Source organism: Novosphingobium sp. FG90, assembly GCF_057808725.1.
Genome location: NZ_JBMDIO010000019.1, coordinates 13,744 through 34,886, shown reverse-complemented (window position 1 = coordinate 34,886; position 21,143 = coordinate 13,744). Strand labels below are relative to the sequence as shown.

The following is a 21,143-nucleotide window of genomic DNA, read 5'->3' as shown; positions in this document are numbered from 1 at the left end:
CGGACCACGCGATCGCGGGTGCGTTTCAGCGCTTTCGGCAGGCTCGATGAGCGCCTATAGTCGGACCGTTCATAGCCCGATCAGCGTGAACCAAGAGGCCCATCATGGCACGCACATTGGAACAGGAAAGAGCCGCGCTTGAAGAAGAAGGCCGCAAGCTGGAAGAGCGGCGGCAACGACTGGAAGAGAAGGAACGCGAGGCCGCGATACAGGCGATCGAGAAGACCGGTCTTCTCAAGCTCGACGGCAAGCGATTGAGTGGGCTGGTCGCCCGCATAAAGTCGCTGGGAATCGAGGAAGTGGAAAAGCGCCTGACGGCCTGAACAGCCCCCGCCGCGACCCTTGTCGCGGCACGGGCATGGGGGGCTCGATGCCCCTCATGCCCGTAACATCGCCACACAAAAAAAGGGGAGAGGCGCCCGCGCCCCTCCCCGTCTGTCTCAGAATTCGTCAAGCCGCCCGCCCGGCACGCTATGGACGATCCGGTCGATGATCGTCATCGGCAGCGCGCCGTAATCCCCCTCGTCGATGGTGATGTAGCCGGCCTCCTCGTCCGCCACGACATGCTGGTCGAAGTAGCTGTGAAGCGCGCGACGTTCGGCGTTCGCGATGGCGGCGAAGAAGGCGGCGTTGTCGGCGGCGGCGCTGGTCGAGATCATCTGCATGATAGGCTCCTGTCTGTCTTGAATGACAGGAGCGGCGCGTCGGGCGGCCGAGGCCGGGTCAAGGATCGCGAAGCGACCGCGAAGCGGCGGTGGGGGTCACGATTTTCTTCGGCGGCCAGGACGCCGAAGGAGAAGCGCCGCGCCTGATCCGCCGGAGAAAATGGTGGGGCCCCGCCGTCCTTGAGGCGGTCTCGGGCGTCCGACAGAATGGGAAGTCTGTGAGAGATGTTTCCTCTCGTCGGGAGACCCCGGCAAGGCGTAGCGGCGTGCGGACCGACGGGTCCGCGCGGCACGCGAGCGAGCCGGGACTTGATGCCAGCGGCAAAAGAAAAGGGACCGAGCGCGAGGCCCGGTCCCGGATGGCGTCAGGGATGACGACCGCAGTGGCAGTAGTTCTCGTCGATGCCGCTGATCGAGCAGAGGCCTGGTCCGAAACCGGCGGCCATGATCTCGGGATCGTCGATATAGCCAAGCTCGGTGGCGATCGCGATTGCCTGTGACCGGAGCGCCGGATCGAGCTTGTCGATGGTCGGCTCCAGCGCCTCCGTGAACCACCGCTCATACATCTCGTAGCTGCCGCCGGCGGTCTGGTGCATCATCGCTTTCGAGACGCGGTCCGCCTCCTCCCGAAACTGCGCCAGACTATCCGATTGGGCGGCTGCGGATAGCGGATCGTCCTGCGGAGTGTGCGCCTGTTGTGGGCGGTGTTCGGCTGCGACCTGGTATGTCCTGCCGCAGTTCGAACAGCGGGCGCATTCATCGACTTCGTCATAATGCTCAGGATCGTAGAGCGTCGCGCAGTACGGGCAGATCGGAGCGTTGAACAGCGCCCGGAGATCGTCGGAAAGGTTGTCCATAAGAGCCTCCATCAGGATGATGCCGTGCTCCCCATCTCTCATCGATGAGGATGGGCTCATCGGGACGCGGTGTTGAGGCGGTCAGGGACGGCATGGCCGCCGCGAAGCGGGCAGCGGGGGAGCCGATTTTGTTGCCGGGTAGCGGAGCGGATCGGCGGCAAAATTGGGGGGACCGCTGATCCTTGACGGCCGAGAGACACCCAGCGTCAAACTGTGGCGATGAAGCTCCGTCTGATGCCGAGATGTGAGAGTGGTTTGGCTTTGCCCCCGAGCGTCGTGCGGGCGTCCGGATGGACCGCATCGCACGTCTAGGAGCGGCTCGCACAGAGGCAACTTGGTGTCGTTCCATCTCTGTGATAGGCGAGCGCTTGCGCCACCAAGGCCGTGGCGCCGGGACTGGTAATCCCGTCGAGAAAGGCAGCTCGGTGTGGTTTCACGCCGGGGTGCCTGCGCATATGTCCAGGTGCCTCGGTGCTAAAAGCGTAGGCGCATGTCTCGACGTGTTACCAGCCCCGGCTCCCGCGCCCAGAGCGCGGGAGTTTCGGCAAGGGTTTGGCCCTTGCGCATCCGGGGAGCGTGGGATGAGCAAGTCAGGGCAGAAGGTGGAGTCTCGTCCGCCGGAGATGGCATCGCGAGCGGCTGAAGCGTCGGACGCGATCGACCATCTGAGAAACGATCCGGAGATCCGGCGCGCGCTGGCTCTGGTCCTGATGCGGCAGGCGATGAAGGCGCTCGAAGAGGCCGAAGAAGACAGGGCCTGTTGTCATCTGCAGGCCGCGATCGACAGCCTTCTCGAGCGTTATGTCGATGGCGTTCCGTCGGCGACGAACTGACCGTTCAGGCCCACGCAAACCGAGCGTCATCATGCGCCGGCGCGCTCGCGACGAGACGCTCGAGCCGGGGCAGATAATGATCGACGCCGCGCAGTGCCGCCCGGCTCGGCGTGGCCGGATCGGACAGCCGGGCGCGGAGGAGCTCGACGGGAATGTCGCCGACGCTTTCCGCCTCGATTGCGAGGGCTTCGAGCAGCGCATAGGCATTGCCATAGGCGAGATCGAGTTCGAGGCCCTGATCCGATGTGAGGGCGACGCACAGCGTGATCTCGGCGCTGGCGGGGCAGTGATGGATGGCGATGCGCCGTCCTCTGAACTGGGCTTCCTCGATGACCGCGATCACGGCGGCGTCATGGTCGAAGATGCTGGTGATGGCGGCGAGCGCGAGCGGACAGACGCGCGCCTCGAAGCTGTCGCCGAGATACTCGTCGGGTTCAAGCAGCGCGACGCCGATGCGGTCTTCCTCGGAGCGGAGGAACCGCCGGAGCGCCGCGAGTTTCCGCGCCGTGATGATAGCGCTGGGCGAGAGAGCATCGTCGGCCGGTTCGGTGATGCGAAACAGGATGGACACGGGCTTGGTCTCCTCGACTGAAGGCGCTTTGCCCCTCCCCTCTCCTCTTTCTGGCGGCCGCCCACGGTCAGCTTGTCGGGCCCGTCTTGGCGGGACGCTGCAGTCGCGGCGCACGGGGGTTCGATGCCCGCGTGCGCCGCTTCCTCGCAGCAAGAAAGAAGAGAGGCTCCGGCGGATGCCGGAGCCTCTCGAGGGTGCGTCAGCGACGACGCTGGCGACCGCCGTTCACCATGTCGCGGTAGTAGTCATCCTGCGTCCAGGGATCGAACTCGTCGCGGGACTTCGGGAGATCGGTCTTGGGCTGGGCGAGCCGCGCCTTCACGGTCTCATCGAGCTTCACGACATGGAGAGGCACGCCTGCCTGCCGCAGCTTCTGGGCGAGGTTCATCTGGATGCCCGAGCCTTCGCAGACGACGGCTTCCACCGGCCTCAGGGCCAGCAGCCGGTCGTTGCGGACGAAGGCGGCCTTGGCGCCCAACCGGCGGTCGAGCTTGAACAGAATGACCTTCACGCCGCGCGCTGCCGCCCATGCCTGCGCAATCGCATCGCAGCCCTTGGTCTGGGCGGTCGTTGCGAGGATCATTTCCGGGATGCGCGCCTTGATCGAGTCGAGCCCGCGCCAGAGACCCTCATGGTCTTCCCAGACCTGCCCGCCGGAGAATGCGACAACCGGACCTTCGGGCGCGAACTGCTCGCGGCGCTCTCGAATTCGGGAAGCGAGATAGTCGCGGGCATCGATCATCGACGCGGTGACGCCTCGGGACACCCGGCTGCCGCGGGTCGGCGAATAGGGCCGTCCGGTCTCGACGCGATAGACTTCGGAGGCGTGGTCGCGCATGCACTCCATCGCATCGCGGCACCCTTGCAGCGTCTGGCAGAGAAGCTGGGCGTCTTCGAGCTGCGCGGCGTAGATCTCGCTCGGGTCAAAGTTGCGGGCGAGTTCGCCAAGCTCCTTCGCGGCATCGTCTTCTCGGTCGTTGATGCGCTTCGCGACGACGTGGAAGCTGTTCACGAAGCCCCAGGCGAGATCGGCTGCATAGGGTTCGAGGCGCGTGTCGCGGAACACATCGAACAGCGTCGCCATCACCATCTCAACGGCCACACGGGCCTGCTCCGGGTCGGGCATGTCGAGCTGCTCGGCCTCGTCGACCGGCGAGAGCTTCGCGCGTTCGTCATGCTCGATGAAAGCGTGTTCGTAAGTGGCGGCGCGGTCGTGGCTGTCCGTCTCGCTGGCGATGAAGCTGGCGAGATCTGCGAAGTTCGAGAAAGACTTGGTCATGTGAGCCTCCATGGGTTCTGGATGTCTCATCCTCGGGATGAGGCCTGGCTCAGGGCATGCGGTGGTCAGGGAGGTCGGGCACGTTAACCGGGAAGCCGGCCGCTCGCGGCCGGACCCGGGTTAACGCCGCCGCGCGGGGAGCGGGGGAGCCGATTTTTTCGGGGGGCCGCGCCAGCGGGCGCACGCAAAAATTGGGGGGACCGCTCATGCTCGACGGACCGCCAACCCCGCATGCCACACTAGGCAGACACAAGAGAGGAATAGGAATGAAAATCCTTCCCCGCTCGTCAACCGCAAGTGGGATCGTGACCCGGCAGGGCGGAGACGAAGCTCCGCTTCGGCTCCGTGAGCTTAGCCGGGGCTCGCGCGGCACGCGCGGGCGGCGGCTTAGCGAATAGAGCCCCGGTCCCGTCCTTCGCCCGAGCGAAGGGCGGGATGCGCCAACCCTTCTTGGCCAGCCCTATCGCAGGACCGATGACCTGGACCTCGCCGGCCCCACACAGCCCGGTTTTCAGACGAAGTCTGATCGATCGGTGAGATCCCGCAGCACGAGCAACTTACGCCGCAGCCAGCACGCAGCACCGCGCGGCACGCAGACGTGACGCGAGGCGACATTCGCTTTGAACCCGGTCCGGTCAGAGGCGGGTGAGCACGGCAAATGCCCGCGCCGCCATCGAGGGCGCCGCGCCGCGAGTTTCAGGGGATGCTGGGCGGGTGGCAAGCTCGCCCTAGGCACGGGGCGAGGCCGGCGTGTGCCGACCTCGCCGCCGGCATCAGGTCGGCCTGATCCAGTCGGCGGCGAGCTGCCATCCAAGGATATCGCTGCCGCTGTCACCGACGGCATCGCCGGAGATGTCGCGCCAGGGCGAACGCGGCCGGTAGGTCGGCATATACCGTACCGTCATCAGCTCGAATGTGGAGCAGGTATAGCCGCTCAACCGGATCGCAAGCACCGGCTGGTTCTCGGGCGGCAAAGCACCGAAGATCGAGATGAAGCCCGAGGGGATCGGGTGCAGTGTCGCATCGATCATCGCGCGCGCGAGCCGGGTCTCCAGTTCGCTGGCCTCGCTGCCCCAGGGATGGGCATCGATGTCGAACAGATCGGCGGCGCCGGCCGCGGGCACATAGGAGAATTCGCCGGACCAGCAGCGGCTGTCCGGATTGAGCGCGGCGATATCGTCGCCGAGGCGCGGATCGCCGGTCTCGCAGCGTAGCCAGTCGGCAAGGGCCGGCGTGAGCCGGCCTGAAAGCTTGCGGGCGCGCAGCGGGGTCGCATCGAGATCGGGAAATTCGACCAGCCACCAGGCGAGGCGGTGGTGCATGATGATGCCGAAGCAATGGTCGGCGGACCGGGCGGGCGTGGATTGTGCGTGCATGAGCGTTGTCCTGTTGGAAGGCCGACGGGTCAATGGACCGACCCGTCGTGCGCGAAGATGGAATGGGGGACGATCAGTTGGTGCTCGCTGGCGACCAGCGACCAGGCCGCGGCAAGATCGTCATAATATTCGCAGTCGACGATCGCGTCGGCGCTGGCTTCGCCGAACTGCGCCTGCTCGAAGTCGCGGGCGTGGGCGGCGTCGGTCGCCTCGGTGATCGCCTGGCCAAGGCGGGCGGCGATCTCGTGGCGGCCCATGCTGTCGGCCGCGCGGCGGATGCGCTCGACCATGCAGGGGTTGGTGGTCTCGATGCCGTGGGCGATGCCGGCGATGTCGTCGAAGCTGGTGAGGGTGAACATTTGTGCTCTCCATCGAAAGGTGGAGGGCGGCCGCGCGCGACCGCCCGGAAGGACGGTCAGAGGAATTCGATTTCCTCGGCGACGATGTCGGTGTTGTAGTAGGTGCGACCGTCGCGCTCGTTGCGGCTGTAGCGGATCTCGCCGACCACCAGGAGCTTGTCGCCCTTCTTCTTGTGGTTGGCGACCGACTTGCCGAGGCCGTTGAAGGCCTTGACCGTGTGGAACTCGTCGTAGGTCTCGGTGTAGCCGTTGTCGTCCTTCTGGACCTGGCCGTCCTTGATGACCGGCTTGGAGGTGACGAGGCTGAAGCTGACGCCGCCCTTGCTGTCCGTGCCGAAGCGGCTGATGTCCGAGGTGATGCGGCCCGAGAGAAAAACCTTGTTCATGGCCTGATGCCTTTCGCGTCTCACGCCAGCGGGCCGATCCCGCTGGGATGAACTTGTCCGAAGGCCCGTGATCGAGGGGACACCGCACCCGAGCGCCAGCGAGGGGAAACCCCCATTTTTCGAGTGGTGCGGGCAGAGGCCGCCAGGCCTCAACACGGTCGGAAAATGGCGGGTTGCGGAGGCCCCGCACGGGCGTAGCGTTCATCCACTCAAGCGGATGGCCCACCGGCGATATCGCGAAGGCCCTCGCCATGGACGGTCTTCACTCGGGGTCAGCCAAAGCGAGACACCTGCCCTGCACGGCGGCGGCGCGTCGGATTGTCGGCCTCGCCCGAGCGGTCTGGGGACGGCCTCGTGTGCGGGATCGACAGGGCGCGGCGTCCGGGACGGCGAGATGCCATCAGGTCATGCCGGCCAGCGGTCGGCGAGTGCCATGCACGAGGAAGGGCATGGCGCTGGATCGTCCGGCAAGAGGACAGCGCACCGCGGCACGGCGACGGGTGCTCCGGCTCGAGCGATATCAGCGGTCGGCAGGCAGAGACCTCGGCGACGCTTCCTGCGGTCGGGCCGGCCCGCCTGTCGCCAAGATGGTGGCTCGATGCGGCCTATCGGCGAGGAAAGCCGGGAAGGACGGCGAGGCTATCTACCGCAGACGGGCGAGCCGGCCTGGCGGTATCCCGCGGAACAGGGAGAGGGAGCCCGCGCCGGTCGCGGCGATCAGGAAGAAGCCGCCCGCCATGGTCGCGTTCTTCAGGATTTCGGTGAGATTGCCCATGTGCGCCTGCTTGGCCGTGGCGAGACACCAGAGCCCGAGCAGGATGCCAACCGTGCGGACGGGATAACCCAGGACGATCGCGATCCCGCCGACAAGCTCGCAAAGGCCGATCAGATAGGCGAAGATCAGGGGGTCGGGCAGGCCGATGGCTGCAAGTCCGGGAACGAGGGCGGCCGCGCCGCCCATGAGCTTCATCGCACCCCATACGATGAAGGGGATGCCAAGGAACAATCGTGCGAGAAATAGCCCTCGGTCGTTCATGAGCATCCCCCTGTGATCGGCCTCGCCATGACAGGAGGACGCACGGAAAGGTCGTGCGTCTACCCGGGCGGGCTTCTTGAAGACTAGCGCCCGTGCGGGCGTGCAACAACGGGTCTAGTCCTGGACGGGCTTTCCGGACTTTTCTTCTTCGAAGGAGAGCGCGACGTCGGCGTTGGCGGAGAGGCGGACGCGGTCGCCTTCGACACCGGCGACCAGGCCGATGCTGATATAGTGGTGGTGGCCGCTGTGGGCGCCGTGGCTGTCATGTTTCCCGAGCTAGATCCGGTCGCCCTCGAGACGATCGACGGTGCCGACATGGACGCCATCGGCGCCGATGATTTCCATGCCTTCCTTGATGTCGTGAGCCATCGCTAGTTTCTCCTTGATTGGCGGAGGTCGCGAAGCAACTCTCATGCCACCGGCATGATCCAGCGATGCACGTGCATAGTCAGCGACATGCGGCGATGCTCAACGCAGGCGAACGACAGAATGTCCCGCATTGCGGGGCAAATTGTCCAAGGCAAACGGTACTCGTCCGTTCAATGCTTGCGGACGAATTCTGCGCGCAAGACCAGCCCCTTGATTCCATCGTATCGACAGTCGATCTCCTGGGCGTCGCCGGTGAGTCGGATCGATTTGATCACGGTGCCCTTGCGCAGGGTCTGGCCTGCGCCCTTCACTTTGAGATCCTTGATCGTGATGACGCTATCACCATCGGCGAGAAGGTTGCCGACGGAATCGCGCACTTCGATCGCCTCGGCGGCGTGGGCATTCGCGGCGGCCTCGGCCGGACTGATCCATTCGCCGGAGGCTTCGTCATAGACATAGTCGTCGCTGGTATCGGTCATGGTCGGTCGCGCCCTTCAGGCCAGACGCGCTTCGAGCGCGCCGAGTTCGGCGGTCAGCGCCGCGGGCAGGCGGTCGCCGAAGCGTGCATAGTCGCGGCGGATGCGCTCGGCCTCGGCGCGCCATTCGTCGTGATCGACGGCGAGGAGGGCTGCCACGGCTGCGTCGGAGAGATCGAGTCCCGCCAGATCGAGGTCGTCCATCCTGGGAAGGCGGCCGATGGCCTTGTCCTCGGCCTCGACGCGCCCGTCCAGGCGATCGGCGATCCATTTGAGGACGCGGGCATTGTCGCCGAAGCCGGGCCAGAGGAAACGGCCGTCGACATCCTTGCGGAACCAGTTGACGTAGAAGATGCGCGGCAGCTTGGCCGCGTCCGACGCCTCCGCGCCCAGCTTTAGCCAGTGGGCGAAATAGTCGCCCATATTATAGCCGCAGAAGGGCAGCATCGCGAAGGGATCGCGGCGCACGTCGCCGATCTTGGTCTCGGCCGCGACCGTGCCCTCGGACGCGACGTTGGAGGCCAGGAACACGCCGTGCTGCCAGTCGAAGGCCTCGGTGACGAGCGGAGCGGTCGTCGCTCGGCGGCCGCCGAAGAGAATGGCCGAGATCGGAACGCCCCTGGGGTCCTCCCATTCGGGCGCGATTGCCGGGCATTGCCCCGCGGGGCAGGCGAAGCGCGCATTGGGATGGGCAGCCGGCGTGCCGAGATCGGGAGACCAGGCCTGGCCGCGCCAGTCGGTCAGCCCGGCGGGCGGCTCCTTGGTGAGGCCCTCCCACCAGACATCGCCATCGGCGGTGAGCGCTGTGTTGGTGAAGATGGTGTTCGCGTCGAGGCTGGCGAGCGCATTGGCGTTGGTGGTCGCGCTCGTGCCCGGCGCGACGCCGAAGAATCCGGCCTCGGGATTGATCGCGTAGAGCCGGCCGTCGTCACCGAAGCGCATCCAGGTGATGTCGTCGCCGATGGTCTCGGCCTTCCAGCCCGGAATGGTCGGCTGCAGCATGGCGAGGTTGGTCTTGCCGCAGGCCGAAGGGAAGGCGGCGGCGACATAATGCACGCGGCCCTCGGGTGAGGTCAGCTTGAGGATGAGCATATGCTCGGCAAGCCAGCCATCGTCGCGGGCCATGACCGAGGCGATGCGCAGGGCGTAGCATTTCTTGCCGAGCAGGGCGTTCCCGCCATAGCCCGATCCATAGGACCAGATTTCGCGCGTCTCGGGGAAGTGGACGATATATTTGGTCTCGTTGCAGGGCCAGGCGGCGTCGGCCTCGCCGGGCGCGAGCGGCGCGCCGACCGAATGGACCGCGGGCACGAATTCGCCGTCCTCGCCCAAGGCGTCGAGCGCGGGCGTGCCCATCCGCGTCATCACGCGCATGGAGAGGACGACATAGGGGCTGTCGGTGATCTCCACTCCGAGCGCGCTGATCGGCGAGCCGATCGGGCCCATGGAGAAGGGCACGACATACATGGTGCGCCCGCGCATGCAGCCGTCGAACAGGTCCTTGAGCGTGCCGCGCATCTCGTCCGGCGCGCGCCAGTTGTTGGTCGGTCCGGCGTCGGCCTCGTTTTCGGCGCAGATGAAGGTGCGGCTTTCGACGCGCGCGACATCGCGCGGGTCCGAGGCGGCCCAGAAGGAGTTGGGGCGCTTCGCGGGATCGAGGCGGCGCAGGGTTCCGGCCGCGACCAGCTGCTCGGTCAGGGCATGCCATTCGGCCTCGGAGCCATCGCACCAGTGGATATGGTCGGGTTTGGTGAGGGCGGCGATCTCGTCGACCCAGGCAGCGAGGCGGCGATGGCGAGTCGGAGCCGCCAGCGTTTCAGCGATAAGGGCGTCCGACATCGAAACTCTCCGAATAACTGGGGCGTCGCGGCAAGCGCGCGCGGTTTGCGAGGGGGTTGATGCCCGGTTCGTTAGCAGTTTGAGGACGCCAGATGCAAGTTTAGGATCGCTATTCAGATAGTCAGCCTCGCTTCTGAGCAATCCTTGACGTCATTCCTGATGTATTTTACATCATGGCGATGCTCACCCCAGCTCAGCTTCGCGCGGCGCGCGCGCTCCTCGGAATCGACCAGCGCACGCTCGCCGAGCGCGCCGGCGTCTCGCTGCCAACGATCCAGCGCATGGAAGCGACCAGCGATGGCTATGTCCGGGGCGTGGTGGATACGCTGACCAAGGTGGTCGATGCGCTTGAGCGCGAGGGGATCGAGCTGATCCGGGAGAATAGCATCAGCGCGAGCGGCGGGCGGGGTGTCCGGCTGCGCGATCCCACCAGCCCGACCTTGCGCGAGCCCGTGCGGCGCACGCAGGACAATGCATCGGCGGCGTAGGCATGCCTGACGGTACGGCGACAGCCCATCTCTTCCGGCCGAAGCTCGTCACGGCCCTGAGCGAAGGCTATTCCCTCTCGTCGTTGCGCAAGGACGTGCTCGCTGCGGTGACGGTGGCGATCGTGGCGCTGCCTCTGTCGATGGCGATCGCCGTAGCCTCCGGCGTGTCGCCCGAGCGAGGGCTATATACAGCGATCATCGGCGGGTTCCTCGTCTCGGCGCTGGGTGGGAGCCGCTACCAGATCGGGGGACCCGCGGGGGCCTTCATCGTTCTGGTGGCTGCCACGACGACGAAGTTCGGTCTGAACGGGCTGCTCGTGACCGTGATGCTGTCGGGCGCGATGCTGACGCTGATCGGGCTTTCGCGCCTCGGCTCGCTGATCCGCCACATTCCCCATCCCGTGACCGTGGGGTTCACCTGCGGCATTGCCGTGACGATCTTCTCAGGCGAAATCCGGGATCTGTTCGGTCTGCATCTCGCGGGCGCGGAACCCGGCCCGCTGATCCCCAAGCTGCTGGCGCTCGGCAAGGCGGCAGCGACGGCGACGCCTGCGGCGGCGGTGCTGGGCCTCGGCTCGGCGGCGCTGATCTTCGTGCTGCGCCGGTATCGGCCCAACTGGCCCGGCATGTTGATCGCGGTGGTGCTGGCGTCCATCGCCGCCGCATGGATGCAGCTTCCGGCCGAGACGATCGGCAGCCGCTTCGGCGATATCCCGCGCGGCTTGCCGACGCCGCAGGCACCGGAGATGTCATGGGCGCTGGTGCTGCAGCTCCTGCCGTCGGCGCTCTCGTTCACCCTGCTGGGCGGCGTCGAGAGCCTGTTGTCGGCCAAGGTCGCCGACAGCATGTCCGGACGCAAGCATCGCTCCAACATGGAGCTGGTCGCGCAGGGTCTCGCCAACATCGTCTCAGCCCTGTTCGGCGGGATCAGCGTCACCGGCACGATCGCGAGAACCGCGACGAACATCCGGGCTGGCGCGATCAGCCCGGTGTCGGGCATGCTGCATGCGCTGTTCGTCCTGCTCTTCATGCTCGTGGCTGCGCCGCTGGCGCGCTATGTACCGCTCTCGGCGCTCGCCGGCGTCCTGCTGGTGGTGTGCTGGAACATGGCCGAGAAGGCCGAATTCCTGCGCCTGATCCGTAGCTGGCCCACGGCCTCGGTGCTGCTCGCGACCTTCGGCCTGACCCTGGTGAAGGACCTGACATTCGGGATCGTCGCGGGGTGTGTCGTCGCCGCATTGCTGGCGATCGTCCGGCGAAGGGTCCCGCAGGAGGGCGATTGAAGGTGCGACGGTGCGGAGCAAGTGGCTTGCCCGCAGAACAAAAACAGGGCCTGCCTCGCGGGGAATGTGCGAGGCAGGCCCTCAAGGGTCGTGCGCGGCCGGGAGGCGCGGGACCGGGCACGTCGGGGAGCATGTTGGAGGGCGGAAGAAGCGGTGGGACCAGGTTCGGGCCGTGAGCGCCATTGAGCGACCGCGTCGCGGTCAAAGGGTTCAATCGGTCAATGCGGAGAGCATACGCGGTGCCGAGGCCGATCCGATCGCGCTTGTGAGACGCGTCGCATCGGCAATGGTGGACGCCGTTCCGAGCCATTCCAGGGAGCCATCATGGCGTTCAGCATAGATGGCGTAGGAGGCGGGGACTTCGTCAGCGTTCTGCACGAGGGCATGTTCGCCGGACGCATCACGCAGGCCCGCGATTGCGATCTGCCGGCTCCATGCGAGAGGAACGGGACGAAGCTCACCGCCAGAGGGCGACGTGGAAAAGTTCTCGGACCATCCTGGGCAGCGCTGGTCCACGAAGTCGATTGCGGCGGCGATCCGACCGTTGGTATCGCCATGGGCAAGGGCGAGACAGGCGGGCGCGGCTGCGATCATATCCGCCAGCTTCGCCGTAAAGGTCTCGAACATCGCATCGCTCTGGAAGTCGCCATCCTCCGGGGGCACGGGCCTTTCCTCCGTCAACACGATTTGCAGTTCGTGAAGCGCCGCGAAGGCCAGGCCGGACGCGTGTCCGGTGGTGAGGTCAGGCCTGTCGAAGATCAGGTCGTAGGGCCGGCCTTCCGGATCGGCGAAAGCCTGATCGAAGGTCAGGTGCGAGATCGATTCCCAGGTCTCTCGGGAAATCTCGCGCGCATCGACATAATATTCGGGTGCGGGAAGGCCGAGACCCGCATCGAGACCATCGAGGCGCAGACGGGAAAGCTGGGCCGTTTCGCTATTCGGATGCTCTTGGCGTTCCAGCAAGGTCGCGAGATCGGTCTGGTCGAGCGCGATCCAGTGCGGGGCCGACGCGCCGTCGCGCGGAAACAGGCCACGGAGCTGGATCAGTCGCTCGATCTGCGAGGCGTCCCGCAGGTCATAGGCGCCGCCGAGGATTTCGGCGGCGATGTGGTGCCAGACGTGCCAGGGATAGCTCGCGAAGGGCACAACATGGCGAGCAACCAGACAATCGTCATCCAGCATGCATTCCCGGCTGCCGTCACCGGCCCAGAATTTGCCCACGCTACCCTCGGCGGAAACGATCTCGGCGCTGGTGAGCGCGACGAAGTCGGCAGTGAGGCCGCACAAGTCGTGGGGCGATCGGGTCGGGAGACTGGATTGGGCAAGTGAAGGCATGGAGGGATCCTCGCTGTTGGTCGGCGTGCGGGTGCGCGCTGTCAAAAGAGACAGGGCCCGCTTCGCGACGTGCGAAACGGACCCTGCAAGGGGCCGCGCCCGGAGGCTGGGCGCGGCGGGGGAGATGGATCGCGTCAGGCGGTCGCGTCGGCGGTTTCGGCCGGTTCGGCGGCCTCGGAACCGTGCGGCTTGCGCTGGCGGCGACCGCCTTCCTGGGGCTCGCCACCGAAGGCATGTTCGGCGGAGGACTGGCCGAGGCCGGCCTCGGCGCCCTGGGTGGCGGGGCCGGCGGTCTCGTCGGCGCCGGGCAGCGGCGGCAGGCCCTCGTCGGCCTTGGGCGCCATCTCCGCGGCGAGATCGCGGCGACGCGTCGGGCGCGACCAGACGACGTTGTAGCTGCCGTCCTCCTGGCGGAACGCCGACACGTAGAGCGGCGCGGCCAGGCTCGGGTCCTCGATCTTGCCGTTGAGGAACGCCTCGCCCGTGCCGTTCGAGAACAGCTCGAACAGCGCACCCACCTGCACCCACGCCCGCGACGCCGACAGCGCCAGAACCTCGAACTTGGGCGCCTTGGGATTGGCCGAGTGCACCTCGCGCAGCGCAACCGTCATGGCGATCGCCAGCGTCGCGATCTTGCCGACGAAAATGCCGGCGTCATTCTGCTTGATCGAACCGATGTTCATGGGAAAGTCTCCTGAAAGCGGTCTCGAACACCGTGTCCGAGCCACCTTCCTCCTTCCCCACTCCCCTCCTCGGCCGTTCGGCCGAGCAGGCGCGCAAGCGCCCATCCGAGCGCCGCAAAAGCGGCCTCGGGTCGAAACGCGTTGGGCGCTGGATGGCGCTGACCGCCTGCGGGCGGTCAGTGCGCTAGAGGCAACGTCACCGGCTGGCGGACGGTCGCTAAGTGGGCGGGAGAGCCTCGCTCGCGGTCATGCTGCGGTCGAAGGCCTCGACATGGCGGCGCGCGAGATCACGCTTGGCGATGTTGTGCCAGTAATGATCGTCATGCCCTTCATAGTTGCCGCGACCGTCGAGCCGGATCGTGTCACCATATTGCTCGATCCGCTGACCGTCATAGGTGAGCAGCACCTCGCCCTGGGTCGTGCTGAAGCGCTTGCGCTCGATAACCAGCTTGGCGGGATCATAAGGCGGCGGCTGGCGCAGATAGTCGGGACGCTGGCGGTTCGCAGCGATCGCTGCGCAGAGGCGTTCAACGTGATGCGCGTCGTTCGAGACGATGATGAAGACATGGGATCGGTCGAAGAAGTTGCCGAAGAAGCTGACGGCATTCTCGACCCCTTCGAGCCATTCGCCGCGCAGGTTGCGGGCATCCCGTTCGACGAAATCGCCATATTTTTCGAACAGGCGGTTGAGCGGATGATCGTTCAGCATCTCGATCAGCGCGTCGATCGCGGCTTCGACGGTCTCGGAGCGCAGATGGCCGTTGCTCAGGACGATGGTCGTCATGGTCGTTCCTCTCGAGTTTGGAGTTGATCGAGCGGGGACAGCCGCCGCGCCCGGTGGTATGTCGGCCTCGGCAGGCTTGTGGCGCGGTCCGGCGATTATCGTCTGCGGCGGAGCGCCACGACTGTAGCGGTCGAGGGACAGGCCGTCAGTTGGGCTCGTCGAGCCAGTTCTCGATTCTAAGGGCGCGGATGCGCGAGAACTCGCCGTAGTTGGCGGTCACAAGGACCGCGTCCAAGGCATAGGCATGAGCCGCGATGAACAGGTCGTTCGGGCCGATCGGCTTGCCCGCGGCCTCGAGCTCGGCGCGAATTCCGCCATATTCGGTGTCGGCCGGAACATCGAGGGCGAGAACCTGGATGCTGTCGAGGATCGCTTCGATCTGGGCCAGGAGGCGCGGCGATCCCTTCTTGGCGCAGCCGTAGCGGAGTTCGGCGGCCACGATGATGCTGACGCAGATGCCGTCAGGGCCGACCTCGGCGATCCGGTTCGCGATGGCCCCGTGCGGATTGCGCGCAAGCTCGGACACGATGTTGGTGTCGAGCATGTAGAGCGTGCTCAAAGGTCTATGGCCTTTGCCGGCAGCAGCGTATCGTCGACGTCCGGGAACTCGTCATCAGGTCCGAGCGGGTCGAGGCTCGCCAGGACTTCGAGAATATTCCGCCGGCGGATCGGCTCGAGAATGAGCCGCTCGCCGTCACGGTGGATCATGACGCTCGTTCCTGGAAGCTCGAAGTCGGCCGGGATACGCACGGCCTGGCTCTTGTTGTTGCGGAACAGTTTGGCTTCCCGCGAGGCTATCGGTTCGGATCGTGCCATGCCGTCCTCCTTGGATATACATAGACATATACATTGCGGTCGGCCATTTCAATGGCGGACAACAACAGGGGTTCCGGCCCTGGCGTCTCACACCGCGAGATAGCAGTCATGGGCGAGCAGGCGCGGCTCTCGCGAGCCGGCCCAGATCGGACGGGGCAGATCGTCGCCCATGGCAAAGCGCCAGCGGGTGAGGCCGTTGGCGGCCTCCAGTACGAATCCGTCCTCGGTCGCGTTGAAGCGCTCTATGGTCGCCTTCTCGTCGCCGAAGTCGGGGATGTCGGCTATGCGTTCATGGCCGGCATAGCGATGCTCCCACGGCGTGAATTCCGCGATCTGGTCGGGATGCACGCCAAGGATGCGCTGGTCGATGGCAGCCCGGAGCGACCGGAAATCCTCGGCCGGAGTGATCTCCTCGCGCGTCAGCCAGATCCACCCGTCAGACCCGGTGAGCGGCAGAACGATCCATGAGCCGCGATTGCATTGCCAGCCCGAGAGGCCGACGCCCCCTTGCCCATAGCTGCCGAGGTGGCTCGAATAGTCGGTGAGCATGCGGCCTTCCGGCCAGTCCGGCGGCATGGGACCGATGACGCTGTTGCCCCTGACGGCGCTGAACGAACCCCGGTCCCATATGCCGTCTCGGTTGAGGACCCGGCGCTTGGTTCTGCCGGTGCGAGGAAGGTCGAGCACGCGGCGTGCCTTCTCGAGCGGATCCTCGCCCTGACGGACGGTGACGGCGAGGCGGAGGGTGAGCGCTCCCGAGGCAGGGCTGGCGCTCTCCTCACAATCGAGCGCGAAAACAGCTTCGTGCTGGACCGGAGACTGGCTGCCTTCCGGCACGATCGTTCGCGCGGCGGCCCAGTCGATGCGCCGACGCTCGTACCAGCTTTGGGAAAGAAGCCAGCTGCGCGCACGGCGCGCATCCTCGGCCTCGGCTTTGGCGAGGATCCAGTCGGGGACGGGCGCCGTGAAGACGACGTCATAGGTCGGCATGGCGAGATACTCCGGCTTGAGGGTGTGAGCGCCGCGCTTGATGGCGGCGGTCCGGCGCGTTCAGGCGAGCGGCGCCGGCAGGGCCAGCCATTCCGGCTGGTCGCTTGCGATCGGCAGATCGGTGTTCGAGGCTTCGGCCTCGGAGAAGACGGTCGCGGTTTCGAGCGAGCCGAAGCCCGCCTTGCTGTTCCAGAAGAGCAGGCCTTCCTCGCGATCCCGCGTGGCGATGACGAGGCCGTGCTCGGCCTCGCCGGGACGGCGGGTCAGCGCCTTTTCGAGGCCTCGGGCCGAGCCGCCGAATTCGATGTCGTCCTCGCGGATCACGACGAAGCCGCCGCCGAACTCACCCGGACGCATGCGATCACAATCGAGGGCATATTCGAAGCCGAAGGGAAGCGCGGAGCGTGCCGTGGCCTGGATCAGCGCCGCCGTCGCCTCGATGTCGACCTGCTCGCCGTGGATCCAGACGCCGACCGTGTCCCCGGTATCGGGAGGATCGACCTGCAGGGTGAAGCCGAGGCGGGGATAATCGGGATCGGGGAATATCTCGAGAAAGCCCGAGAACGGGTCGGCATCGGCCGGCGGAAAGCAGGCCGCGAAAGCCGGGCCCAACGCGGAGAACCGCGCGGTGCGCCCATCCGGTTCGAGCGAAGCATCGTCGAGGGCCTCGATGGCATCGTCGATCAGGCGGAGGACCTCAGCCTCGGCGGGCGTGACGGCGAGCGTGAAGCTCGCCTTGGTGAAGTGGTTGGCCATGCTGACTCCTTGGGGAGAGGGATGCGGCGCAAGCCGCGTCCCCGGCCTCGGAGACAGGCCCGGCCCCCTTCCCCTGCCCTGCTCCCCTTTGCATGCGCGGAGCGCGGACCGCAGCAGACGCGCGGAGGATTCCGCGGCCTTGGTCAGAGACGTTCGGAAGGTGCGGGCGGCGTTACCGCCCTATTGGCAAGTCTAGGCCGTGCGCTTGCGGCGGCGGGGAGGCCCGACATGGTCGGCGGACACTTCGAGGTCCACCGCGAGCTGGGTGAGCGTACGCTGCGCGCCCAACCGCTGCAGCCCGTCCATACGACCGTCGAGCTTGAGCGTCTTGATCCGCGATCGAACGAGCGAAGCGGCGACGCGCAGCGTGTGGGGATCGAGCTCGGTCATGGGACTCGATCATAGCGCGGAAGGCGCGTCGAGGCGAGCGCTCAGCCCTCGTCTGGAAAGTCGCGCCAACGGCGAACCAGCTCGATCATCTCGGCCTTGCGGCCGAAGGCATCGGGATAGATCGCGCCTTCATGCTGGCCGAGAAAGCCGATGATGATTGTCATGTGGGTCGCGATCGTCGCGTCGACGCCGAACAGATCTGCGATAGGGAAATGACCGCAATCATCGCCATTCCACCAGGCAAGCAGGAAGTTCGCGACCCGCCGCGCCTGGCCGGTGTCGGATCGAGCGATCTCGATCAGCCGGTCGAGGGCATGGCGCGCGGCGGCGTCGCTGAAGGGTCCCTTGTCCACGGGATCAGCCTATAGCAGCGAGATGCTCACGGGAACCGGGAACCGGAGCGCCAAACTCGGGATCGACACCCGGCGAGCCCGCCGGATTGCCGCGCAGGATCCACGGCATCGGCTGGATGAGACGCGCCCAGTCGGCAAACGACGGTATCCGCCCAAGATCTTCGGTGACATGCTGTTCTCCGACGAGCCGGACCGGGATGTCCCGGCCGTCGCTGTTGCGGATCGTCACGCCGAAGATCGTCTCGAGGAGAAAAATGCCTTCGGCATGATGCCTCAAGGCGCGGTGGCGCGGATCGGCGATGATCTTCTTGGACTCGTCGAACCACTGGTGAAGCGGCAGATAGTCCTCGGCATTACCGCCCCACCGGCGGACCGAGCTCAGCGCATGATAATGGCAATGCGACATCGCTAGAGCTCCGTCTCGCTGGTGTCATAGTCGATGAAGCGGGTGTTGTGCGTCAGTGTCACCGAGCCGGAAGCGACATCGATGCCGATGATGCCGTGGGCCCCTTCGCCGTTTTCCCAACCGCAATGATGGCTGCAGACCGCATTCTCGGCGAAAGCGCTCAGAGCATCTTCAAGGTCGACCGTCCGCGTGGTGACAGAGCCATTATATTCGAGCGCGAAATGGTCGCACAGGATGGTCGGTAGCTCTGCGCTGGCGTCGTCGCGATAGGCGAAGACATCGCCCACGCTGCCTTCGTCGCCGCCGCCGTCATAGTGGATGTCAACGCGCGCGATGCCGTGTTCGCGCAGCAATGGAAGGAAGGCGGCCTTGCAGCGCGCCTCGACGTCTTGGACAGCGGTAAGACCGGTCTCGATCTCCGCGACGATCGCGGCCTCGGTGACCGGCTGGTCGGAAGTGGGTTGCTGGATCATGCGTCGATCTCCTGGATCAGGATCTTCGCGGCCTCGGCGCTGGCCGGATAGGCGGCGGCGAGGTTGCGGTGAAGGGCTTCGAAGTCCGGGATGGCGAAGCGTCCGTCGGCATTGGGCCGGGTCGCCAGAAGCGCGCCGGTGACGATGTCGTCGATCCGGTCGCGATCGACTGTCGGGGCGCTGCCGTCTTCATAACGGACCGGTGGCGCGAACCCGGCCTCGACCCAGCTTTCGAGGCCGTCCTGCGCGGCCTCGGTATAGGCGGTAACCGCGGGATTACGCCGATAGGCAAGCGCATCGACCTTGAGGCCAAGCGAATAATAGACGCCGAAGTCGTGCCGGTTGGTGACCGACACGAGCGTGCAGCCATCGGGCGGCGGGCCGAAACGGGCAATGATGGCGGCGCGGTAGGCGGCGACTTCAAGCCGGTTCAGCCGCTCGAAGTCGGGCGTGTGCCCAAGCTGCGCGCAGTCCTCGTTGGCGGGGGCGCCGCCGAGGTCGATGATGTCGGACATGATTGTCTCCCGTCACGATTGGACAGGAGCCACGCTCCCCCTCCTCTCTACGGCCGCAGGCCGGTCGGCCGGGATTGAAGCTGACAGGAAAGGGGCACGGCGTTAGACAGGGTGGCCGTCCCGACAAATCTGTTCAGAGGCTTCGCTTTTGGAAACCATCACGCTCGTCCTGACATTGCTGTTCGCCGTGGTGCTGAGTGGAATCCTGGCTCGCCTCTTGCCGTTTTCGGTTCCGCGTCCCCTCGTCCAGATCGCTCTGGGTGCCGCGATCGGTCTCGTCGCCGACTGGCGGGTGACGCTCGATCCGGACATCTTCTTCCTGCTCTTCCTGCCGCCGCTGCTGTTCCTCGATGGGTGGCGGATACCGCCCGACGATATGTTCAAGGATGGCGTCACGATCCTTGAGCTGGCCCTTGGCCTGGTCGTGTTCACCGTCGTCGGCATGGGTTTCCTCATCCACTGGATGATCCCGGCTATGCCGCTCGCAGTGGCTTTCGCGCTCGCGGCGGTGGTTTCCCCCACCGACCCGATCGCCGTGTCCGCGATCGCGCAGCGCACGCCGATCCCCAAGCGGATGATGCATATCCTGGAGGGGGAATCGCTGCTCAACGACGCGTCGGGCCTTGTCTGCCTGCGCTTTGCGGTGGCGGCCGCCCTGACGGGCAGCTTCTCGCTGGGGGCCGCGGCGCTCAATTTCCTGTGGGTCGCGATTGGCGGCATCGTCGTCGGCGCGGGCCTCACCTGGCTCGTTGGGCGGGCAAAGGAACTGGTCGCGCGGCGTCTCGGCGAGGAAAGCAGCTCGCAGATCCTGATCAGCCTGCTGATTCCGTTCGGCGCCTATCTCGTAGCCGAGCATCTCCATTGCTCGGGCATCCTGGCGGCGGTCGCGGCCGGCGTGATGATGGGGTTCATCGAGACACGGGGCAAGGCGCTGGCCGTAACCCGCATCCGACGCACGACGGTCTGGGATCTCATTCAGTTCACGGCCAACGGCATCATCTTCGTGCTGCTTGGCGAGCAGCTTCCCACGATATTGGCCGGCGCTGCCGACAGCGTCAGGCTGACCGGCCATCATGGAGCCTGGTGGCTGGCCGTCTATATCGTCGCGATCAATGTCGCACTGGCGGCGCTGCGTTTCGTCTGGGTCTGGTTCTCGCTGCGCCTGACGTCTTTCCGCCGCGCGGAAGATAGCCCGAGGCCGAACTGGCGGTTGGTGGGGGCGATGTCTTTCGCGGGCGTCCGTGGGGCCATCACGCTCGCGGGCGTACTCACGCTCCCGCTCGCCATGGCCGACGGGACGGCGTTCCCGGGTCGCGATCTCGCCATTCTCCTGGCAATGGGCGTCATCATCCTGTCGCTGATCGCGGCATCGATCGGACTGCCGTTGATGATGCGGGGGCTGGAGATGCCGGCGGAGCCATCGCGCGATGCGGAGATCGAAGAAGCCCGGAGAGCGGCCGCCGAAGCCGCGATCGCCGAGATCGAGCGCACTCAGCACCAGCTTGCCGAGGGGCGAAAGGATGCCGACGCCTATGTGAACGTCGCTTCCAGGTTGATGGACCTCTATCGCGAACGGATCGACAATCGCTCGAGCCTGCCCGAGGCGATGGCTTTTCTGCGGCGCGATGAGCGCATCGAGCGCGATCTTCGCCTTGCCGCGCTGAAGGCGGAACGCGGGGAAATTTTCCGCCGGGTTCGTCAGAGCGAATTGGGGAGCGAGGCGGCGCGCAAGCTGGTGCGGGAGCTCGACCTGCAGGAGGCCCGTCTGGCAGGGTGATGCCAACGACAGCCGGCAGGCACGGCGCGGCCGCGAGCTTTGGTTTCG

At 66.1% G+C, this 21,143-nt stretch carries 27 protein-coding genes and 1 pseudogene; 5 read left to right on the top strand and 23 right to left on the bottom strand.

Annotated elements, in window-relative coordinates; genetic code table 11:
* Positions 1–104: 104 nt before the first annotated feature.
* Entirely contained in the window at positions 105–323 is a 219-nt protein-coding gene (locus ACODRZ_RS16590) for a hypothetical protein (protein ID WP_019054537.1), read from the top strand.
* A 117-nt stretch (positions 324–440) separates the two neighbouring features.
* Here the strand turns inward: ACODRZ_RS16590 and ACODRZ_RS16585 are convergent, their stop codons facing one another.
* Complete coding sequence (locus ACODRZ_RS16585) at positions 441–665, bottom strand: hypothetical protein (protein ID WP_019054538.1); 225 nt, start codon at positions 663–665, stop codon at positions 441–443.
* A gap of 365 nt (positions 666–1,030) precedes the next feature.
* Positions 1,031–1,522 carry a hypothetical protein gene (locus ACODRZ_RS16580; RefSeq protein WP_254447843.1) on the bottom strand — a complete coding sequence of 164 codons (492 nt, stop codon included), beginning with the start codon at positions 1,520–1,522 and terminating at the stop codon, positions 1,031–1,033.
* 581 nt (positions 1,523–2,103) lie between these two features.
* Between ACODRZ_RS16580 and ACODRZ_RS16575 the strand changes: the two genes are divergently transcribed.
* The gene (locus tag ACODRZ_RS16575; RefSeq protein ID WP_019054540.1) at positions 2,104–2,355 is read left to right on the top strand and encodes a hypothetical protein; all 252 of its coding nucleotides are present in this window, start codon (positions 2,104–2,106) and stop codon (positions 2,353–2,355) included.
* A 4-nt stretch (positions 2,356–2,359) separates the two neighbouring features.
* Here the strand turns inward: ACODRZ_RS16575 and ACODRZ_RS16570 are convergent, their stop codons facing one another.
* The 9 genes and pseudogenes from ACODRZ_RS16570 to ACODRZ_RS16530 form a co-directional block, all read right to left on the bottom strand.
* Complete coding sequence (locus ACODRZ_RS16570) at positions 2,360–2,926, bottom strand: hypothetical protein (protein ID WP_488971809.1); 567 nt, start codon at positions 2,924–2,926, stop codon at positions 2,360–2,362.
* A 199-nt stretch (positions 2,927–3,125) separates the two neighbouring features.
* Complete coding sequence (locus tag ACODRZ_RS16565) at positions 3,126–4,205, bottom strand: DUF2493 domain-containing protein (protein ID WP_019054542.1); 1,080 nt, start codon at positions 4,203–4,205, stop codon at positions 3,126–3,128.
* A 773-nt stretch (positions 4,206–4,978) separates the two neighbouring features.
* The gene (locus ACODRZ_RS16560; RefSeq protein WP_019054543.1) at positions 4,979–5,581 is read right to left on the bottom strand and encodes a hypothetical protein; all 603 of its coding nucleotides are present in this window, start codon (positions 5,579–5,581) and stop codon (positions 4,979–4,981) included.
* Positions 5,582–5,610: 29 nt separating this feature from the next.
* Positions 5,611–5,940, bottom strand: a complete 330-nt coding sequence (locus ACODRZ_RS16555; protein WP_019054544.1) for a hypothetical protein — start codon at positions 5,938–5,940, stop codon at positions 5,611–5,613.
* A gap of 56 nt (positions 5,941–5,996) precedes the next feature.
* Positions 5,997–6,326, bottom strand: coding sequence for a single-stranded DNA-binding protein (locus ACODRZ_RS16550; protein ID WP_171132328.1), 330 nt, complete (start codon positions 6,324–6,326; stop codon positions 5,997–5,999).
* A gap of 643 nt (positions 6,327–6,969) precedes the next feature.
* Complete coding sequence (locus ACODRZ_RS16545; protein ID WP_157410318.1) at positions 6,970–7,362, bottom strand: DoxX family protein; 393 nt, start codon at positions 7,360–7,362, stop codon at positions 6,970–6,972.
* A gap of 114 nt (positions 7,363–7,476) precedes the next feature.
* Positions 7,477–7,731, bottom strand: a pseudogene (locus tag ACODRZ_RS16540) (DUF2171 domain-containing protein).
* A gap of 170 nt (positions 7,732–7,901) precedes the next feature.
* A complete protein-coding gene (locus ACODRZ_RS16535; RefSeq protein ID WP_019054549.1) occupies positions 7,902–8,210 on the bottom strand; it encodes an alkylphosphonate utilization protein in 309 nt (102 codons plus the stop codon).
* 15 nt (positions 8,211–8,225) lie between these two features.
* Positions 8,226–10,046: a phosphoenolpyruvate carboxykinase (GTP) gene (locus ACODRZ_RS16530; protein ID WP_488971810.1), complete on the bottom strand. Its 1,821-nt coding sequence runs from the start codon at positions 10,044–10,046 to the stop codon at positions 8,226–8,228.
* Between the two features lie 179 nt (positions 10,047–10,225).
* On the opposite strand from ACODRZ_RS16530, the gene ACODRZ_RS16525 reads away from it, so the two are divergent.
* A complete protein-coding gene (locus ACODRZ_RS16525) occupies positions 10,226–10,534 on the top strand; it encodes a helix-turn-helix domain-containing protein (protein ID WP_043146178.1) in 309 nt (102 codons plus the stop codon).
* Positions 10,535–10,536: 2 nt separating this feature from the next.
* Complete coding sequence (locus ACODRZ_RS16520; protein WP_019054552.1) at positions 10,537–11,817, top strand: SulP family inorganic anion transporter; 1,281 nt, start codon at positions 10,537–10,539, stop codon at positions 11,815–11,817.
* A 210-nt stretch (positions 11,818–12,027) separates the two neighbouring features.
* Here ACODRZ_RS16520 and ACODRZ_RS16515 read toward each other — a convergent pair whose 3' ends face one another.
* From ACODRZ_RS16515 to ACODRZ_RS16460, 12 genes are all read right to left on the bottom strand, one after another.
* A complete protein-coding gene (locus tag ACODRZ_RS16515; protein ID WP_167539654.1) occupies positions 12,028–13,152 on the bottom strand; it encodes a hypothetical protein in 1,125 nt (374 codons plus the stop codon).
* A 134-nt stretch (positions 13,153–13,286) separates the two neighbouring features.
* Positions 13,287–13,835, bottom strand: a complete 549-nt coding sequence (locus tag ACODRZ_RS16510) for a DUF736 domain-containing protein (protein WP_304537359.1) — start codon at positions 13,833–13,835, stop codon at positions 13,287–13,289.
* Between the two features lie 217 nt (positions 13,836–14,052).
* A complete protein-coding gene (locus ACODRZ_RS16505) occupies positions 14,053–14,619 on the bottom strand; it encodes a hypothetical protein (RefSeq protein ID WP_019054759.1) in 567 nt (188 codons plus the stop codon).
* 145 nt (positions 14,620–14,764) lie between these two features.
* Entirely contained in the window at positions 14,765–15,163 is a 399-nt protein-coding gene (locus ACODRZ_RS16500; protein WP_019054758.1) for a type II toxin-antitoxin system VapC family toxin, read from the bottom strand.
* 11 nt (positions 15,164–15,174) lie between these two features.
* Positions 15,175–15,435 carry an antitoxin gene (locus ACODRZ_RS16495; protein ID WP_019054757.1) on the bottom strand — a complete coding sequence of 87 codons (261 nt, stop codon included), beginning with the start codon at positions 15,433–15,435 and terminating at the stop codon, positions 15,175–15,177.
* Positions 15,436–15,522: 87 nt separating this feature from the next.
* Positions 15,523–16,425, bottom strand: a complete 903-nt coding sequence (locus tag ACODRZ_RS16490; RefSeq protein ID WP_019054756.1) for a hypothetical protein — start codon at positions 16,423–16,425, stop codon at positions 15,523–15,525.
* A gap of 60 nt (positions 16,426–16,485) precedes the next feature.
* Positions 16,486–17,181, bottom strand: coding sequence for a hypothetical protein (locus tag ACODRZ_RS16485; protein ID WP_019054755.1), 696 nt, complete (start codon positions 17,179–17,181; stop codon positions 16,486–16,488).
* Between the two features lie 192 nt (positions 17,182–17,373).
* Positions 17,374–17,571: a hypothetical protein gene (locus ACODRZ_RS16480; protein WP_171132739.1), complete on the bottom strand. Its 198-nt coding sequence runs from the start codon at positions 17,569–17,571 to the stop codon at positions 17,374–17,376.
* A 41-nt stretch (positions 17,572–17,612) separates the two neighbouring features.
* Positions 17,613–17,924 carry a DUF7673 family protein gene (locus ACODRZ_RS16475; protein WP_019054753.1) on the bottom strand — a complete coding sequence of 104 codons (312 nt, stop codon included), beginning with the start codon at positions 17,922–17,924 and terminating at the stop codon, positions 17,613–17,615.
* 4 nt (positions 17,925–17,928) lie between these two features.
* Positions 17,929–18,330, bottom strand: a complete 402-nt coding sequence (locus ACODRZ_RS16470; protein WP_019054752.1) for a DUF6915 family protein — start codon at positions 18,328–18,330, stop codon at positions 17,929–17,931.
* A 2-nt stretch (positions 18,331–18,332) separates the two neighbouring features.
* Positions 18,333–18,803, bottom strand: coding sequence for a DUF6878 family protein (locus tag ACODRZ_RS16465; protein WP_488971811.1), 471 nt, complete (start codon positions 18,801–18,803; stop codon positions 18,333–18,335).
* Positions 18,800–19,318 carry a hypothetical protein gene (locus ACODRZ_RS16460; protein WP_019054750.1) on the bottom strand — a complete coding sequence of 173 codons (519 nt, stop codon included), beginning with the start codon at positions 19,316–19,318 and terminating at the stop codon, positions 18,800–18,802. The genes ACODRZ_RS16465 and ACODRZ_RS16460 overlap by 4 nt, the downstream gene beginning before the upstream one ends.
* Positions 19,319–19,466: 148 nt before the next feature.
* Between ACODRZ_RS16460 and ACODRZ_RS16455 the strand changes: the two genes are divergently transcribed.
* Positions 19,467–21,095 (top strand): Na+/H+ antiporter, encoded by a 1,629-nt coding sequence (locus ACODRZ_RS16455; RefSeq protein ID WP_019054749.1) that lies wholly within the window; start codon positions 19,467–19,469, stop codon positions 21,093–21,095.
* Positions 21,096–21,143: the final 48 nt, after the last annotated feature.